Source organism: Bradyrhizobium sp. CIR48, assembly GCF_014198315.1.
Classification (GTDB): domain Bacteria; phylum Pseudomonadota; class Alphaproteobacteria; order Rhizobiales; family Xanthobacteraceae; genus Bradyrhizobium.
Map to the genome: position 1 here is coordinate 385124 of NZ_JACIHG010000005.1, position 16441 is coordinate 401564.

16 protein-coding genes are annotated in these 16441 nt (G+C 63.8%); 7 read left to right on the top strand and 9 right to left on the bottom strand.

Annotated features, from left to right (window positions below; genetic code table 11):
• Positions 1-32: 32 nt before the first annotated feature.
• Together GGD66_RS18220 and GGD66_RS18225 are read right to left on the bottom strand one after the other, a co-directional pair.
• The gene (locus GGD66_RS18220; RefSeq protein ID WP_183258676.1) at positions 33-443 is read right to left on the bottom strand and encodes a hypothetical protein; all 411 of its coding nucleotides are present in this window, start codon (positions 441-443) and stop codon (positions 33-35) included.
• 203 nt (positions 444-646) lie between these two features.
• Entirely contained in the window at positions 647-2440 is a 1794-nt protein-coding gene (locus tag GGD66_RS18225) for a transcriptional regulator (protein ID WP_183258559.1), read from the bottom strand.
• A gap of 151 nt (positions 2441-2591) precedes the next feature.
• Here GGD66_RS18225 and GGD66_RS18230 point away from each other — a divergent pair, with 151 nt between their 5' ends.
• From GGD66_RS18230 to mddA, 4 genes are read left to right on the top strand one after another with little or no spacing between them, the layout of a single operon-like run.
• Entirely contained in the window at positions 2592-2897 is a 306-nt protein-coding gene (locus GGD66_RS18230) for a nickel-binding protein (protein ID WP_092259646.1), read from the top strand.
• Positions 2898-2950: 53 nt separating this feature from the next.
• Positions 2951-3205 (top strand): hypothetical protein, encoded by a 255-nt coding sequence (locus GGD66_RS18235; protein WP_092259648.1) that lies wholly within the window; start codon positions 2951-2953, stop codon positions 3203-3205.
• Positions 3163-3474, top strand: coding sequence for a hypothetical protein (locus tag GGD66_RS18240; protein WP_143109072.1), 312 nt, complete (start codon positions 3163-3165; stop codon positions 3472-3474). Before GGD66_RS18235 ends, GGD66_RS18240 begins: the two co-directional genes overlap by 43 nt.
• 42 nt (positions 3475-3516) lie before the next feature.
• Positions 3517-4290: a methanethiol S-methyltransferase gene (gene mddA / locus GGD66_RS18245; RefSeq protein ID WP_246786107.1), complete on the top strand. Its 774-nt coding sequence runs from the start codon at positions 3517-3519 to the stop codon at positions 4288-4290.
• A 67-nt stretch (positions 4291-4357) separates the two neighbouring features.
• Here the strand turns inward: mddA and GGD66_RS18250 are convergent, their stop codons facing one another.
• On the bottom strand, positions 4358-5182 hold the full coding sequence (locus tag GGD66_RS18250; RefSeq protein ID WP_092259654.1) for an NAD(P)-dependent oxidoreductase: 825 nt from the start codon (positions 5180-5182) through the stop codon (positions 4358-4360).
• An 89-nt stretch (positions 5183-5271) separates the two neighbouring features.
• Here GGD66_RS18250 and GGD66_RS18255 point away from each other — a divergent pair, with 89 nt between their 5' ends.
• The gene (locus GGD66_RS18255; RefSeq protein ID WP_092259656.1) at positions 5272-6249 is read left to right on the top strand and encodes an SMP-30/gluconolactonase/LRE family protein; all 978 of its coding nucleotides are present in this window, start codon (positions 5272-5274) and stop codon (positions 6247-6249) included.
• 199 nt (positions 6250-6448) lie between these two features.
• Here GGD66_RS18255 and GGD66_RS18260 read toward each other — a convergent pair whose 3' ends face one another.
• Both GGD66_RS18260 and GGD66_RS18265 read right to left on the bottom strand, forming a co-directional pair.
• On the bottom strand, positions 6449-7879 hold the full coding sequence (locus GGD66_RS18260) for an aldehyde dehydrogenase family protein (protein ID WP_092259658.1): 1431 nt from the start codon (positions 7877-7879) through the stop codon (positions 6449-6451).
• A 249-nt stretch (positions 7880-8128) separates the two neighbouring features.
• Positions 8129-10492, bottom strand: a complete 2364-nt coding sequence (locus GGD66_RS18265; protein WP_183258560.1) for a transketolase — start codon at positions 10490-10492, stop codon at positions 8129-8131.
• Between the two features lie 134 nt (positions 10493-10626).
• Here GGD66_RS18265 and GGD66_RS18270 point away from each other — a divergent pair, with 134 nt between their 5' ends.
• Positions 10627-11088 carry an Lrp/AsnC family transcriptional regulator gene (locus GGD66_RS18270; RefSeq protein WP_028144303.1) on the top strand — a complete coding sequence of 154 codons (462 nt, stop codon included), beginning with the start codon at positions 10627-10629 and terminating at the stop codon, positions 11086-11088.
• A gap of 96 nt (positions 11089-11184) precedes the next feature.
• The gene (ppk2, locus tag GGD66_RS18275) at positions 11185-12105 is read left to right on the top strand and encodes a polyphosphate kinase 2 (protein ID WP_179739524.1); all 921 of its coding nucleotides are present in this window, start codon (positions 11185-11187) and stop codon (positions 12103-12105) included.
• 142 nt (positions 12106-12247) lie between these two features.
• Here the strand turns inward: ppk2 and GGD66_RS18280 are convergent, their stop codons facing one another.
• The 4 genes from GGD66_RS18280 to GGD66_RS18295 form a co-directional block, all read right to left on the bottom strand.
• A complete protein-coding gene (locus tag GGD66_RS18280; protein ID WP_183258561.1) occupies positions 12248-13327 on the bottom strand; it encodes a zinc-binding dehydrogenase in 1080 nt (359 codons plus the stop codon).
• 60 nt (positions 13328-13387) lie between these two features.
• Positions 13388-14329, bottom strand: coding sequence for a DMT family transporter (locus GGD66_RS18285; RefSeq protein ID WP_183258677.1), 942 nt, complete (start codon positions 14327-14329; stop codon positions 13388-13390).
• A gap of 187 nt (positions 14330-14516) precedes the next feature.
• Entirely contained in the window at positions 14517-15356 is an 840-nt protein-coding gene (locus GGD66_RS18290) for an aldo/keto reductase (protein ID WP_183258562.1), read from the bottom strand.
• Between the two features lie 45 nt (positions 15357-15401).
• Positions 15402-16304, bottom strand: coding sequence for an SMP-30/gluconolactonase/LRE family protein (locus GGD66_RS18295; protein WP_183258678.1), 903 nt, complete (start codon positions 16302-16304; stop codon positions 15402-15404).
• Positions 16305-16441: the final 137 nt, after the last annotated feature.

Sequence of the window (16441 nt, forward strand, 5' to 3'; positions counted from 1 at the left end):
CGACAGGTCATGCGATCACGTCACTAACGATGTCAGTACCGCCTCAGCAGGCCACGCTCCACGCTGGTCTCGCCATAATCGGCGCAGGCCCTTTTCGGGTTTTGGATCAGGTCCGTTCGGACCCGTCTGAACGTTTTGCGGGCCGCGTCGGACACCTCGGGACGGAATTTACCGGGATCGTAGCTCTCGCCGTCGCGGGCCTTGATGGCCGCAGCATAGGCGTCGATCATGGCCATCGCGACGTCGGGACTGCCGAGCAGCCGGGCGCCGAGCTGAACGCTGCCGCTGCCATCGACCTCGTAACCGTCGCATCGCTGTTCGAGCACCACTGATGCCGTGACGAGCTGGTCGAGGAATGCCGCCTCGGCCTCGGTGAGGGGTGCGGCTAGCGCCGGTCCGGAAACGATCATCGCGAATATCGCGACTGACAATTTGATTTTCATTGTCGTGGCTTTCGCTGCCGCTTTTGCGGCGTCATCAACGCAACCGTTGCTGAATTCCGATCGCACAGATCGAAAGCCGAAACGCTGGAGCACCGTTGATCCACATCAAGGGGCGAGAAACCAAAGCATTTGGCGGCACCGGCTGACCCGAACGAAAAATCACGTGCCGCTTGACAAGACAGGGTAGGTATCGCGGACGATCGCTAGGCAGCGCGTCCCGTCGCACGCATATCGGCCTCGCGTCGCAAAGCCGCACACTCAGCCTCGAACTTCCGCGAGCCCAGTTCGCCAGCCACGAGCTGCGCCGCATGAATTTCCGCCGAGGCGCCTCGAACGTCATCATGCGCCAATTGCAGCTTCGCGATCCGCAGCCTCAACCTGACGGCCTGCACTCGCCCGTCGATGCTCGACCACAATTGCCGGGCCAGATGCAGATATCGCAGCGCTGCCTCATAGTCGTCGCGCGCATGCGCGAGGACCGACTGCGCTTCGTTCGTCAATGCGCGGATCGACGGCATCGGCCACCGATCCGGACTTCCGGAGAGCTCCTCGATCAGTTCAAGCGCCTGCTCACGACGGCCCGTGTGCGCGGCCGCGAGTGCCAGATGTGCGAACAGGATCCCACGCCGCTGCAGGGTCCACCAGGACTTTCCGATCAGACTGCGCTCGAGGCTGGCGTAAGCCGCCTCCGCTTCGCCTCGCTCCAGCAACAGCATGGCGCGACCGGGTTCCGGGCACCAGCCGAGCGCGTAGGCCTTTTCATAGGCTTCGAGCGCGTCGTCTTCATTGCCGATCGCTGCGTAAACGTCGCCAAGCACGCGATTGGCATCGCCGATCGCCCAAGGCGCGTCACCGGTAAGCCGTGCCAACGAGTCCTGAATTCGGAGCAAAGCTTCGCCGAGCGAGCCCCTGACACCGAGAACTTCTGACCGATGAAGCTGGCAGGAGCCGGACAATTCCATCCCGCTCTCGGTGCAATATTTCTGATAACCCAGCGTCCACTGGTCGGCCCTGGCCCAATCTCCGAACATCCGCGCCGCCCACAGAATGTTGCAGTAGAGGATGCCTCCGACGATCGGATCGATATCGCCGCTGGAGAGCGCCATCGCAGCGGCGAGGTCCTGATCCGCTAGGCCAGCGCGTGTATCGCCCAGACACAGCCGGTAGAACCCGCGATAAGCAAGACTCAGCGCCTCGATGCCAACAGCGTTCTTGTGCCGGACCATGCTGTACGCGATATCGGCAAGCGAAAGCGCCTGTTCAGGCTCGCCGTCGAACGCGGCGACCTTCGACTTCATCCAGAGAATGAGCGCAGTCGTGGCGGGATCCTCGACTTCGGAGGCCCAGTCCTCCGCCTGTGCCAGCCAGCCCTTGGCAATCGCCGCCTGGCCGCGCTCGAAGTGCAAGCCGGCGAGTGTGACGGCATCGATGACGGCCAGCGGCACGTTGCTCGCCTTGGTATGGGCAGCAACCGCACGAGCCAAAAGAGGCAGGGCCGCATCGGCCTTGCTGGTGCACTGCAAGGCCAGCGCCCATCGGTGCAAGTCGGCGCCATCGAGCGGTCCGACGGTATCGGCCGCCTCGAACAACGCTGCGGCTTCGTCCCAGGCTTGCACGTCAGCGGCGCGCTGAGCTTGCGCCCGCACGTCCGGAACTTGCCCGCCCGTCGTCTGGGGAGCGGCGAGCTGCATCTCCGATACGCCGTCGATGCAGAAACGATATCCCCTGCCCGGCATGTTCCGGATGGCACTATCCATGCCACCCTTGCGCAGCACGCCACGCAGCATGCTCACCGCCCGCTGCAACGAATTGTCGGTGACGGTTACATCAGGCCAGAGGGTATCGAGCAGTTCTTCCTTGGTGACGACCCGATCCCGGTTGCGCGTCAGGTAGACCAGCAGATCGAACACACGTGGTTGCAACGCGACTTCCCGCTGCGCGTGGATGAGCGCACGGCCCTCTTCATCGAGCTCGAAGGGTCCAAACCTGAGGGTCATATCGTTAAGTCCAGGCAATGCGGAAAAGGTTCAGACAAGGATCAGGCAATGATCAGCCCGCGGTAAGGACGGTCAGCACCGGTCGCCCCTATAGCTCCTCACGGCCCGGGTCGCTTCCGACCGCCGGCAACAACCCCCGAGGAGATGTCTGATGGAACTCTATGTCATCCGCCGCCCGAGCGCCTGGGCAAATTTGAGCGAACTGGAAGCCGCCGGCGCGAAGTCCGCTCGGATCGGCAACGAGCAGATGTCCGACCGCGTCCGTTGGATCCGCAGCTATGTGGTCCATGAGGCCGACGGCCGCATCGGTACCTTCTGCATCTATGAAGCGCGCGATGGGGAGTCGATCCGCGAGCATGCACGGCGCGTCGGCATGCCGGGCGAGGAGTTCTACAAGGTCGCCACGACAGTGGTCGTCCGCGGCGATCCCACACCGCAGACGGTCGCCGCCGAATAGCAAATCAGCGCGGGCGCCGTCATCGACTCGGGATTCCATGAAAGGATAAGAAAATGTCCGTTCAGTCTCAGGCGCCGCCCGCACCGAGCCCCTCGCAGCGATATCTCGCCGGCATCCTGTTGCGGCTTCGCCGGCTCATCAACCAGTCCGTCGCCAGCATGCTGGCGAACCGCGAGAAGGCCGCAATGCAGTTCGCGAAGGGTTGCGGCGGCACCACGGCCAGCGGTGATGGCACGGTTCGAGACACGCTTCATCATGAGAGGATTTGCATTTCCAGCAACAGCTTCAATTCGAGGAAATTGTCATGAGTTCTTTCATCCAATCCGACGCTTCCGAAGCCAAGATCTCCTGTTTCAAGAATTTCAAATCCAGAATCGTCGCGGTGGCGATCGGGACGTTCGGGGCCGTCCTGATGTCGCTTGCTCTGGCTTCGGCTGCAACGACGTTCGGCGACCATCGCACCGAAGGCGTGAGCGGCGGCGCAGTGGTCCAGAAAAGCCCTGGCAAGTGCGCAAGGGCGCGACGGTTCCGACAGCCTTTTCAACCTGACGAAGGCGGCGGTGACACCGCCCGCTGAAACAGCCGTTCAAGCCCTCACCACTGAACTGGAAACTCCATCATGTCCATCACCATGCAAAACGGACCTACTCAGACCGCAAGCTCGCTCTTGGCACGAAGCTTCGTGCTCAGCTATGGCCTCCTTGCCTATCTCATCTTCTTCGGGACCTTTCTCTACGCCGTCGGCTTCATTTCGCAATTCATCATGCCCAAGACGATCGACAGCGGCGTGGCGGGTTCGACCGCACAGGCCCTCTTGATTGATCTCGCGCTGATGTCCCTGTTTGCCGTCCAGCACAGCGGCATGGCTCGCCAGGGCTTCAAGAAGCTGTTCGCCGCCTTCGCCTCACCCGCGCTCGAGCGCAGCACCTATGTGCTGCTGGCAAGCCTGAGCCTGATCCTGCTGTTCTGGCAATGGCGTCCCATCACCGCCGCGGTTTGGGAGATAGAGACGCCGATGGCAGCCTACGCCGCGGTCGCCGGCAGCTTCGCCGGCTGGCTCATCGTGCTGTACAGCACGTTTCTGATCAGCCATTTCGAATTGTTCGGACTGACGCAAGTCGTCAGCCACTTTGCGGGGCGGCTCGCCGAGCCGATGAAGTTCAGGACGCCGGGCCTCTACCGCCTGATCCGGCATCCTATCTATCTCGGCTTCATTATCGCGTTCTGGTCGACGCCTACCATGACGCTCGGGCACATGCTGTTCGCGATGGTGACGACGGCCTACATCTTCGTCGGCATCTGGTTGGAGGAGCGCGACCTGATCACTCTTTTCGGAGATCAGTACCGACACTACAGGGAGAAGGTGGCGATGTTGATCCCGGGCCTGTTCTGATCCGGCGAACCTACGATTTGAGCGGCCAAGCAGAACTCGGCCGCTCTCACGATGTCGAGCGCGCTCCCTAGCGCTTCTTCCAGTCGATGATCCGGTCCGGATCCGCATCGAACTCCATGCTGCAGAACGTGCCGCCCTGGAAATAATCGCCGACCGGATCCGGCTTCAGCTTGGCCTGCTCGGCCATCGCGTGCTCGCGGAAATCCTCGGCGCGCCCCGTGGGGCGGTAGCCGAATTCGTAGGCGCGGCTGTTGTCCCACCAGGCGCGCTCGTTGAGGGATGCACCGTAGAAGATTTCGAAATGGATGTCGGGATGCTCGAGCCCGATGCGGCAGAGCTGCACGAGGTCGTCGGGCTTGAGCCAGATCGAGAGCCGGCGCTGATCGAGCGGCATGTCGCCGAAATTGCCGATGCGCAGGCACGTCACCTTCAGCCCGTGCTTGTCGGCATAGAGCGCGCCGACGGCTTCGCCGAACACCTTGCTGACACCATAGCGACCGTCTGGGCGCGGGGTGACGTCGGTGCCGATCTTGTGGTGGCGCGGATAGAAGCCGACGGCGTGGTTCGACGAGGCGAACACCACGCGCTTGACGCCCTTGCGGTAGGCCGCCTCGAACAGATTATAGCCGCCGATGATGTTGGCCTGGAGGATCTGATCCCAGTTACCTTCGACCGAATAGCCGCCGAAATGAATGATGCCGTCGACGCCCTCGCAGATCGCCTCGCACTGCGCGAGATCGGCGAGATCCGCTGCCTTGAACTTCTCGTTCGCGCCGAGATCGGCCGGCGGCTTGATGTCGGACAGCAGGAGATCCGAATAGATCGGCGGCAGCAGTCTTCGCAGGCTCGTGCCGATTCCGCCCGAAGCTCCCGTCATCAAAATACGCGGCATGTCTTCCCTCGCCGTTGGTGACCGATTTGCGGTCACGTGTCTCTAATGATAGCAGCATTGTCCAGAGGGAACGAAACGAGAGAACCGACATGAATGAGGCATCGTCCCACACCCAGGAGCGGCCAGGCTGGCGGCCGGCGACGTATTACCCCGACCCGGCCATTCGTGCACTCGATCCCCGTTTCGAAAAATACTGGCTGAAATTGTCCGCAGTGGAGCGGCTGGCGACCGGCCTGCGCTGGGCCGAGGGTCCCGTGTGGTTCGGCGACGGGCGCTATCTCTTGTGCAGCGACATCCCGAACCAGCGCATCGTCAAATGGGAGGAGGAGACCGGCGCGGTCTCCGTGTTCCGCAAGCCCTCGAACTTCGCCAACGGCAACACGCGCGACCGGCAGGGCCGGCTCGTCACCTGCGAGCATGGCGGGCGGCGCGTGACGCGCACTGAGTATGACGGCAGCGTCGCCGTGCTGATGGATCAATTCAACGGCAAGCGGTTGAACTCGCCGAACGATGTCGTTGTTAAATCGGACGGCTCGATCTGGTTCACCGATCCGACCTTCGGCCTGCTCGGCAATTACGAGGGCTACAAGGCCGAGCCCGAGATCGAGCCGAATGTCTACCGGCTCGATCCCGAGACGCGCAAGGCGACCATTGTCGCCGAGGGGGTGCTCGGGCCGAACGGGCTGTGCTTCTCGCCGGATGAAAAGATCCTCTATGTCGTGGAATCCCGCGGCGTGCCAAACCGAAAAATCCTCGCCTATGACGTCTCGGCTGACGGCACCGAGATTTCCAACAAGCGCGTCCACATCGATGCAGGTCCTGGCACGCCGGACGGCATGCGCTGCGACATCGACGGCAATCTCTGGTGCGGCTGGGGCATGGGAGATCCCGAGCTCGACGGCGTCGTGGTGTTCGCGCCCGACGGCGTCATGATCGGCCGCATTGCCCTGCCCGAGCGCTGCGCGAACGTCTGCTTCGGCGGCGTCAAGCGCAACCGCCTGTTCATGGCAGCGAGCCAGTCGATCTACGCGCTGTATGTGAACACGCAGGGGGCGATGGGGGGATAGGCGCTCCACAAATGACGGTCTCGTAGGGTGGGCAAAGGAGCGTAAGCGACGTGCCCACCACCGCGCCGTCGCGGGCGCGAAGACGTGGGCACGCTTCGCTTTGCCCACCCTACGGCACCTCGCCTTCGCGACACGCCGCCCAAAACAAAAACGCCGGAGCGGTTGCCCGCTCCGGCGTCATTCGTTCACGCGCTAAAACTTACGCCGCGTTGAAACCGGCGACGGCCTTCACTTCGAGGAAGTCCTCGAGGCCGTACTTGCCCCACTCGCGTCCGTTGCCCGACTGCTTGTAGCCGCCGAACGGCGCGGTGCGGTCGTTGGGCACGCCCTGGAGGTTGACGTTGCCGGCGCGGATCTGGCGGCCGACGCGCTTGGCGTCTTCGACCGAGGCACCCGTGACGTAGCCGGCAAGGCCATACGGCGTGTCGTTGGCGATCTGTACGGCTTCGGCTTCGTCCTTGGCGCCGATGATGGTCAGCACCGGCCCGAAGATTTCTTCGCGAGCGATCGTCATGTCAGGAGTGACGTCGGCGAAGATGGTGGGGCGGACATAGAAGCCCTTGTTGACGCCTTCGGGCAAGCCCGGGCCGCCGGCGACGAGCGTTGCGCCCTCGTCGATGCCCTTCTTGATCAGGCCCTGGATCTTGTCCCACTGGCCGCGGTTGACGACGGGGCCGATGGTGGTGCCTTCAGCGCGGGGATCGCCGGCCTTGGTCTTGTCGGCGACGGCCTTCGCGATCGCGGCGACGTCCTTCATCTTGGACAGCGGCACGATCATGCGCGAGGGCGCGTTGCAGGACTGGCCGGAGTTGTTGAACATGTGCATCACGCCGCCGGTCACCGCCTTCATGAGGTCGGCGCCTTCGAGGATGACGTTCGGCGACTTGCCGCCGAGCTCCTGGCTGACGCGCTTCACGGTCGGCGCGGCGCGCTTGGCCACGTCGATGCCGGCGCGGGTCGAGCCGGTGAAGGAGATCATGTCGATATCGGGGTGCTCGCTCATGGCGGCGCCGACCTCGGGGCCGAGGCCGTTGACGAGGTTGAACACGCCCTTGGGCACGCCAGCTTCATGGAGGATTTCCGCGAAGATCAGCGCCGAGGTCGGCGTGAACTCCGACGGCTTCAGGATCATGGTGCAGCCGGCGGCGAGCGCGGGCGCGACCTTGCAGGCGATCTGATTGAGCGGCCAGTTCCAGGGCGTGATCATGCCGACCACACCGATCGGCTCGCGCAGCACCATGGCGGTGCCGACCGGCTCTTCGAAATGGTAGTTCTTGAGCACGTCGAGCGTGGTCATAAGATGGCCGAGGCCGGCACCGGCCTGGAGCTTCTCCGCCATCGGCAGCGGCGCGCCCATCTCGTCGGAGACGGCCGCGCCGATCTCCTTGAGGCGGCCCTTGTAGACCTCGATGACCTTGGTGAGCAGCGCGACGCGCTCCTCGCGGCTGGTCTGGGAGAAGGTTGCGAAGGCGCGCTTGGCGGCGGCAACCGCCTTGTCCACGTCGGCCTTGGAGCCCAGCGCAACCTCGTACATCGCCTCTTCCGTCGCGGGATTGACCACGGCGGTGGACTTCTTGACGGCGGGATCGACCCAGGCGCCGTCGATGTAGAATTGCATGCGATTGACCATCGTTAACCTCTTCTTGGGGGCATGTGGGGGCGTTTCGGCAGGCATCCTTGCACGAAAGCGCCGGCAATTGAACCCGCCATATGCGGGGCCAGCGTTGCGGCGGACGGAGGTTATATGAGCCGATGGCGGGAACGTGGCAAGGTTCTCTCAGCCGTCATTCCGGGGCGATGCGAAGCATCGAACCCGGAATCTCGAGATTCCGGGTTCGGCTCTTCGAGCCGCCCCGGAATGACACCTCGATTACTTCCACTACACCGCCATCTTCCGGTGCAGCACCGGCGCGCCGGTGGTGAGGCTTTCGGCCGCATCGATGATGGCGTTGGCATCGATGCCGTAGTGCCGATAGAGGTCGGCGATCGTGCCGGTCTGGCCGAACTGCTCGACACCGAGCGCCTCGACGCGGTGGCCGCGGACGCTGCCGAGCCAGCCGAGCGCGGAGGGATGGCCGTCGATCACGGTCACGATGCCGCAGTCGCGCGGCAGCGGCGCCAGCAGCTTTTCGATGTGGCTGAGATGCTGCACGCCGCGGCGATCCCGCCGCAATTTCCGCGCGGCGGTCCAGCCCGCATGGAGGCGGTCCGCCGAGGTGATCGCGAGCAGGCCGATATCGCGCCGGCTCTCGCCGATGAAGCCGGTCGCCTCGATCGCCTCAGGTGCCACCGCGCCGGTATAGGCGATCACGACTTCGGCATTCGGGCCCGGCTTGCGCAGCCAATAAGCGCCGTCGGTGATGCCCTGCTGCAGCTCCGGCGTCATGATCCGCTGCGCCTGCTCGATGCTGCGCGTCGACAGCCGCAGGTACACCGAGCCGCCCTCGCCCGCTTCGCGCTGCATGTGCTCAAACCCGAAAGCCATGATCACGGCGAGCTCGTCGACGAAGGCCGGCTCGAACGAGGCGAGCCCGTCCTGTGCCATGCCGATCAGGGGCGTTGCGATCGACTGGTGCGCGCCGCCCTCGGGCGCGAGCGTGATGCCTGATGGCGTCGCCGCCACCATGAAGCGCGCGTCCTGGTAGCAGGCGTAGTTCAGCGCATCGAGCCCGCGCTCGATGAAGGGATCATAGAGCGTGCCGACCGGCAGCAGCCGCTCGCCGTTGATCTGGTGCGACAGCCCAAGCGCCGAGAGCATGATGAACAGGTTCATCTCGGCAATTCCAAGCTCGAGATGCTGGCCCTTGGGCGAAAAGTCCCAGTTGAACGTCGAGGGAATTTTCTCGCTGCGGAATAAGTCCGCCTTCTCGGCGCGCGCGAACAGGCCGCGCCGGTTGACCCACGGACCGAGATTGGTCGACACCGTGACATCGGGCGAGGTCGTGACGATGCGCTTGGCCAACTCACTGTCGCTGCGCGCGATCTCGTTCAACACGAGGCCAAAGCCCTGCTGGGTCGACATCTGCGGTGACGGCTTGAACGCGAGCTGCTGGGGCACCTCGACGACGGGCGCGGTCAGCCGGCGGCCGTCCTGGTTGAACGGCACGCGCGCGAGGAACGCGTCGAGCTCGGCGGCGGATTGCGCGAGCCCTTCGTACTTCTCCCATTCGTGACCGGGCCGGATGTTCTGGCTGTCGCGATATTTCTCCATCTGCGCGACCGTCATCAGGCCGGCGTGATTGTCCTTGTGACCCTGGAACGGCAGGCCGACGCCCTTGATGGTGTAGGCGATGAAGCAGACCGGACGGTCGTGATCGATGGACTCGAACGCCTCCAGCATGCTCGCCATGTCGTGGCCGCCGAGATTCGACATCAGCGCCAGCAATTCGTCGTCGCTGCGCTTGTCGATCAACCTGGTGATCGGGCCCTGGTCGCCGATCTCGTCATGCAGATGCTTGCGGAACGCGGCGCCGCCCTGGAAGCAGAGCGCGGCGTAGAGCGCATTCGGGCAATTGTCGATCCAAGCTTTAAGCGCCTCGCCGCCGGGCTCGGCGAAGGCCTCGCGCATCAGGCGGCCGTATTTCACGATGACGACGTCCCAGCCGAAATTGCGGAACATGGTCTCGAACTTTTCCCAGAGCCCTTCGCGCACGACGGCATCGAGCGACTGGCGGTTATAGTCGACCACCCACCAGGTGTTGCGCAGGCCGTGCTTCCAGCCCTCGGCGAGCGCCTCGAAAATGTTGCCTTCGTCCATCTCGGCATCGCCGACCAGCGCAATCATCCGCCCTTCGCGGCGATCCTTCATCCAGCCATGCGCCTTGACATAGTCCTGCACCACCGAAGCGAACAGCGTCTGCGCAACGCCGAGGCCGACCGAGCCGGTGGAGAAATCGACGTCGTCGACGTCCTTGGTCCGCGAGGGATAGGACTGCGCGCCCTTGAAGCCGCGAAAGTTCTCCAGCTTCTCGCGGCTCTGCCGGCCGAACAGATACTGGATGGCGTGGAACACTGGGCTTGCATGCGGCTTCACCGCGACGCGATCCTCGGGGCGCAGCACGTGGAAATACAGCGCCGACATGATGGTCGCGAGCGAGGCGGACGAGGCCTGATGTCCCCCGACCTTGAGGCCGTCGGCATTGGGGCGGATGTGGTTGGCGTGGTGGATGGTCCAGGACGACAGCCACAGCGCCTTGCGGCTCAGCGCGGTCAAGGTGTCGAGGCGGGCGGTATCGACGGGCATGGCAAGGCTCCCGGGAACAGGTGCCACGATGATACGCCCGTGGGAGGCGCCAAACTTCTCAATTTTTCGCGCAATACCACCCGATATTGGGATACCATACTAATGATTACCCCGAATATACAGGTTTCATCCCAATGCCAGAGCTCGACGCCATCGACCGCAAAATCCTCGCGTTGCTTCAGGCCGACAGCCGGCTGACCATGCAGGAACTCGCCGACAAGGTCGGGCTCTCGGTCTCGCCCTGCCATCGCCGGGTCAAGCTGCTGGAGGAGCGCGGCGTCATCAGCCGCTACGTTGCGACCGTGGACCAGAAGGCGCTCGGCCTGCATGTCAGCGTCTTCATCTCGATCAAGCTGGCGCGGCAGAAGGAGGAGGATCTCAACCGCTTCGCGCGCGCGATCTCGAAATGGGATGAGGTGCTGGAGTGCTATCTGATGACCGGCAACCGCGACTACCTCCTGCGCGTCGTCGCGGCCGACCTCGCCTCCTACGAGACGTTTCTCAAGACCAAGCTGACCCGGCTCGACGGCATCGCCTCGATCGAGTCGAGCTTTGCGCTGAGCCAGGTGAAATATTCGATCGCGCTGCCGGTGTGACCTGCCTCAGCGTGACAGAGCGGCTGTCACATGGACGCAACAAACCCCGCCGATGGTCGTTGGTAACACTGGCACCCTAGCCGAGAGAAGAAGCCCATGACCGCATCCGACCGCACCTTCCAAACCGCCAAGCGCGAGCGCATCATTCAGGAGATGGCCGACGACCTCGACGAGGAGCTGGAGATGGAGCTCGATGACACGAGGCTCGACGAGCTCCTGGACGAAACCGACACACCGGGTCCGACGGTCGATCGCAAGCTCTATTTCCGGGAGCTGCTGCGGCTCCAGGGCGAGCTGGTCAAGCTGCAGGACTGGGTGCAAAGCGAGCGCAAGAAGGTTGTCGTGCTGTTCGAGGGGCGCGACTCCGCCGGCAAGGGCGGCGTCATCAAGCGTATTACCCAGCGCCTCAATCCGCGCATCTGCCGCGTCGCGGCGCTTCCCGCCCCGAGCGAGCGCGAGCGCACGCAATGGTACTTCCAGCGCTACGTGTCGCACCTGCCGGCCGGCGGCGAGATCGTGCTGTTCGACCGCAGCTGGTACAACCGCGCCGGCGTCGAGCGCGTGATGGGCTTCTGCTCGGAGGAGGAGTACCAGGAATTCTTCAAGACGGTGCCCGAGTTCGAGCGCATGCTGATCCGCTCCGGCATCATCCTGGTCAAATACTGGTTCTCGATCACCGACGACGAGCAGCAGTTCCGCTTCACCATGCGCATCAAGGATCCGCTCAAGCAGTGGAAGCTGAGCCCGATGGACGTCGAGGCGCGCAGCCGCTGGGAGGCATACACCAAGGCCAAGGAGACGATGCTCGAGCACACGCACCTGCCGGACTCACCGTGGTGGATCGTCGATGCCGTCGACAAGAAGCGCGCGCGGCTCAACTGCATCGCGCATCTCCTCAGCCAGATCCCGTATCAGGAGGTCGCTCGCGCGCCGGTGATGCTGCCGCCGCGCGTCCGCCACCCCGACTATCAGCGCGGCCCGGTTCCGCCGGAGATGTACGTGCCGGAGAAATATTGACGGGGGCGAACGAATTCGGCCTGCATGGGTATGGACTCAGGTCTCGTAGGATGGGCAAAGCGAAGCGTACCCACCATCTGCGTTTGAATCGGGAAAGATGGTGGGCACGGCGCTTTGCGCCTTTGCCCACCCTACGAGACCGTCACCGCCACGGCTGCACGATGATCTTGGTGTGGGCTTCAGGATTGGCGAGATCGGCGAACGCCTTGGCGACGCCGTCGATGCCGACTTCGGCCGTGACCATCGCCGCCGCATCCACCTGCCCTTCCGCGATCAGCCGCAGCGAACCTGCGAATTCGTCCGGCGTGTAGCCCAGCACGTATTGGACGTTGAGCTCCTTCATGACGCCGAGCATCGGCTCGCTCTTGTCGGTCTCCATGCAGACGCCGACCACGACGATCTTGGCATCGCGCGGCGCTCCCTCGAACACCTGCTGCAGCAGACCGGGCACGCCGACACATTCGAAGATGATCGCGGGCTTCAGCGCGGGCAGCATGGCCTGGAACGGCGGCCGCGCGGCCTTCTCCGCATCCGACATCTGCGCGTGCTCGGCCCAGGTCGCATAGGGCTGCGACACCCTGGGATCGACGACGATGTCGGCGCCGAGCCTTGCCGCGAGCGCGCGGCGCGCCGGCGAATAGTCGGCGGCGACGATGGGGTGCAGCCCCTTGATCTTCAGCGCCGCGATCACTGCGAGCCCAACAGGGCCGCAACCGATGACGAGCGGGACCTCGCCGCCCCGGATATTGGCCTTCGCCACGGCGTGAACGCCGACTGCGAGCGGCTCGGTCAATGCCGCATGTTCCGGCGCAAGGCCGTTGGGCACTTCGAGCAGGAGCGGCTCGCTCAAAACCATCTGCTCCGCATAGCCGCCGACGAAGTCGTTGGAATAGCCGATCCCCTTGATGCCTTCCGGCGTCACCAGCGCGGGCAGCGAGCAGACATGCGTCCCCGGTTTGAGCTTGCGTTCCGTGCCGGGGCCGTAATCGACGATCTCGCAGCAGAATTCGTGACCGAACACGACGTCACGCGACAGATCCATCGGCGTGCGACCGGTCTTCCTGGCCATCTCCACCATCCGCGGTGCGTGCTGGCGCGCATGCAGGTCGGAGCCGCAGATGCCGCAGGCGAGCGTCTTGACCAGCACCTGGCCGGGGCCCGGCTTCGGCTCGGCCATCCGGTCGACGACAATCTCACCGTTCCTGAAAATCGCAGCGCGCATCCGGCTCCTCCCCTGTCGTTGGAGTCGTTGATAGCACGAAGCGGGACGCGTGATCTTGCGTCAGGCGTTCGGGGAACGCTCTTCCAGCACCAGCAGCTGGGCGCGGCGGATACGCTCGCGATGGGCGATGTAGAGACCGCTGGCGACAATGAAGGCTGCGCCGACGACCGTCCAGAGATCAGGGACTTCACCGAAGATGAAGAAGCCCAAAATGCTGACCCAGAGCAGTTGCGTGTAGGAGAACGGCGCAAGCACCGAGGCATCGCCATAGCGATAGGCCAGCACGATGATCCACTGGCCGACGGTCGAGGCAACGCCGATCACGATGCCGAGCCCGATCGCGGTCCAGCTCGGCGTGATCCAGACGAACGGCACCATCACGGAAAGGATCGCAACGCCCGTGAGCGCGGAATACGCCATCGTGGTGAGCACGGCTTCACGCCCGCTCATCATGCGCGTCAGGATCAGCGCGGCGGCCCAGCAGAACGCCGAGACGATCGGGAAGAACGCGGCGGCGTGGAACGCGCTGGTGCCCGGCCGCAGGATGATCAGCACGCCCGTCAGGCCGATCCCGGTCGCGATCCAGCGTCGCAGGCCCACTTTCTCGCTCAGGAAGACGATCGACAGCGCAGTGACGAACAGCGGCGAAACGAAGCCGGTGGCGGAAGCTTCCGCGATGGGCAGGAAACTCAGGCCGGTGATGAAGAACAGCGAGGAGCCGAGCAGCGCGGCACCGCGCATCAGCTGCAGGCCGAGCCGCTCGGTGCGCATCGCATGCAGCGGCGAGCCCGGCAGCATCACCGGCGTGAACATCAGCGCGAACGTGACGAAGCGGATCCAGGTGATCTCGATCGACGGCAGGCTGGTCGAGAGATATTTCGCGGTGGTGTCGGAGCAGCCGAGGAAGATCGTCGACAGCAGCACCAGCGCAATGCCCTTGAAGGGATGGTCGACGCGCGCGGGCGCGCGGCGAGCCTTCTGCTTCTTCTCCGGCACGGGCATGGGAATACTGTCGAGCCTTGCGGCTGCGGCGGGCGGCGGTGTCACGGCTGGAACCCGGGAAAATGCGAATCGAGAACGGTTGTAAAAAACGACAAATGCGCCGCGTTCACAACTTCCGAAAACAGGATGCCGATATGCGCGAGCCGCCGCGCGCGTCAATGCTCCGTTAATAATGGCCGTTTGTGCGTTACAGCATGGGCAGGCTGCGCGGCTTCGGACCGCGCGGAAACGCCGCATCTAACGCCGAAATCTCGTCTTTCGTCAGCACGAGATCACCGGCCGCCGCATTCTCGCCGGCATGTTCGGCGGACGAGGCCTTCGGAATCGCGAACACCGTAGTCGCACGGGTGAGGAAGCTGAGCGCGACCTGACGCGGCGTCACGCGACGAGCCTCTGCGATGCGCGCCAGCACGGCACCGCCCTTGCTGCGTGCATCAGGGAAATCGTCATGACCGAACGGGGAATAGGCGACCACGGAAACACCATGCCGCTCGCACCACGGAATCACCGCGTGCTCGATCGCGCGTTCCTTCAGATGATAGAGCACCTGATTGCAGGCGATACGATCCTCGCCGGCGACATCGAGAATCTCGTCGAGATCATCGGCGTCGAAATTGGAAACGCCCCAGGATTTGATCTTGCCTGATTTCACCAGTTCCTCGAACGCGGCGACGGTGTCTTCGAGCGGATAGGAACCGCGCCAGTGCAGGAGATAGCAATCGAGACGGTCGGTCTTCAGCCGCTTTAGGGACCGCTCGCAGGCGGTGATGGTTCCGCCGCGCGACGCGTTGTTCGGCAACACCTTGGAGACGAGGAACACTTCATCACGGCGACCCGCGATCGCATCCGCAATGACGAGCTCCGCATCGCCATACATCTCGGCGGTGTCGATGTGCGTCATACCGAGATCAAGCCCGCGCTGAAGCGCGGCAATCGCGCGCTTGCGGTCGCCATGGTCGAGATACCAGGTGCCCTGCCCGATGACGGAGACGTTGGCACCGGTTTTGCCGAAAGGGTTTGTGTTCATGTTTGCTCCGCTGTCGCTCCTCCGCTCGGGCAACCGCCACAAGGCTCAGGAGTTCAATCCGCTGATATCAGCCACCAGCACGCTGCCGGTCGATGACTCCGTGATATAGAGACGATCCTTGTTGGCGCCACCGATCGCCACATTCGTGCAATTCGGCCCCGCACACGACTTGATCCGCGCAAGCAATTCGCCGTTCGGCGCAAACACGAAGACGTGGCCGAGCGAGGCATGGCCGACGAACAGGCGGCCCTTGGCGTCCATGGTCAGGCCATCGGGACCGCTGGTGCCGAACAGCGAGCAGAAGCGGCCGACCTTGGACACGCTGCCGCCCTTCATGAACGGCAACCGCCACACCGCGTTGTCGCGCGTCATCGCGACGAACAGCACGGTTTCGGTGGGATCGAGCACCAGGCCATTCGGGCTGATACCGGTGTCGACCAGGCAATCGAGCCGGCCATTCGATGCGAGACGATAGACGCGACCGCTGGGGTCGTGCAGGCCGGTCTGGCCCTGATCGGTGAAATAGATGTCGCCATTGGAAGCAAGATGCAGATCGTTGCAGCCGCGAAACGATTCCGAATTGCGCGCGGTCAGGATGGGCTTGATGCGGCCAGCCTTGGCGTCGAGCTCCATGATGCCGTGCCTGTAGTCGGCCACCAGGATGCGCCCGTCCGCGGCGATCTTCAGTCCGTTCGGCCAGCCCTCATATTCGACGACCTGCGACCACTCACCGTCAGGCGCGATGCGAAAGATGCGGCCGAAGGGAATGTCGACGATGTAGAGATTGCCGTCCGTGTCGAAAGACGGTCCTTCGATGAAGCTGTCGGTCGGCACATTCGGCCGGTTGGCATCGGCCCAATCGGTCCGCACGCCCTTGCGGCGGAACTTTTCGGGCATGGTGGAAAAGATTTTCGTCTCGATCAGGCGCGGCGGCGTTTCCAGGTACATCATTGTTGTTTTGGACGTGTTGAGGGGGAGCGCGCAGCATAGGGCACAATCGACGGCGCGTCGATTGAGGCGGAGGCATGGCGCGTCGCTCTCACTGTCATTCCCCGCGAAAGCGGGGAATCCAGTACGCCGCGGCC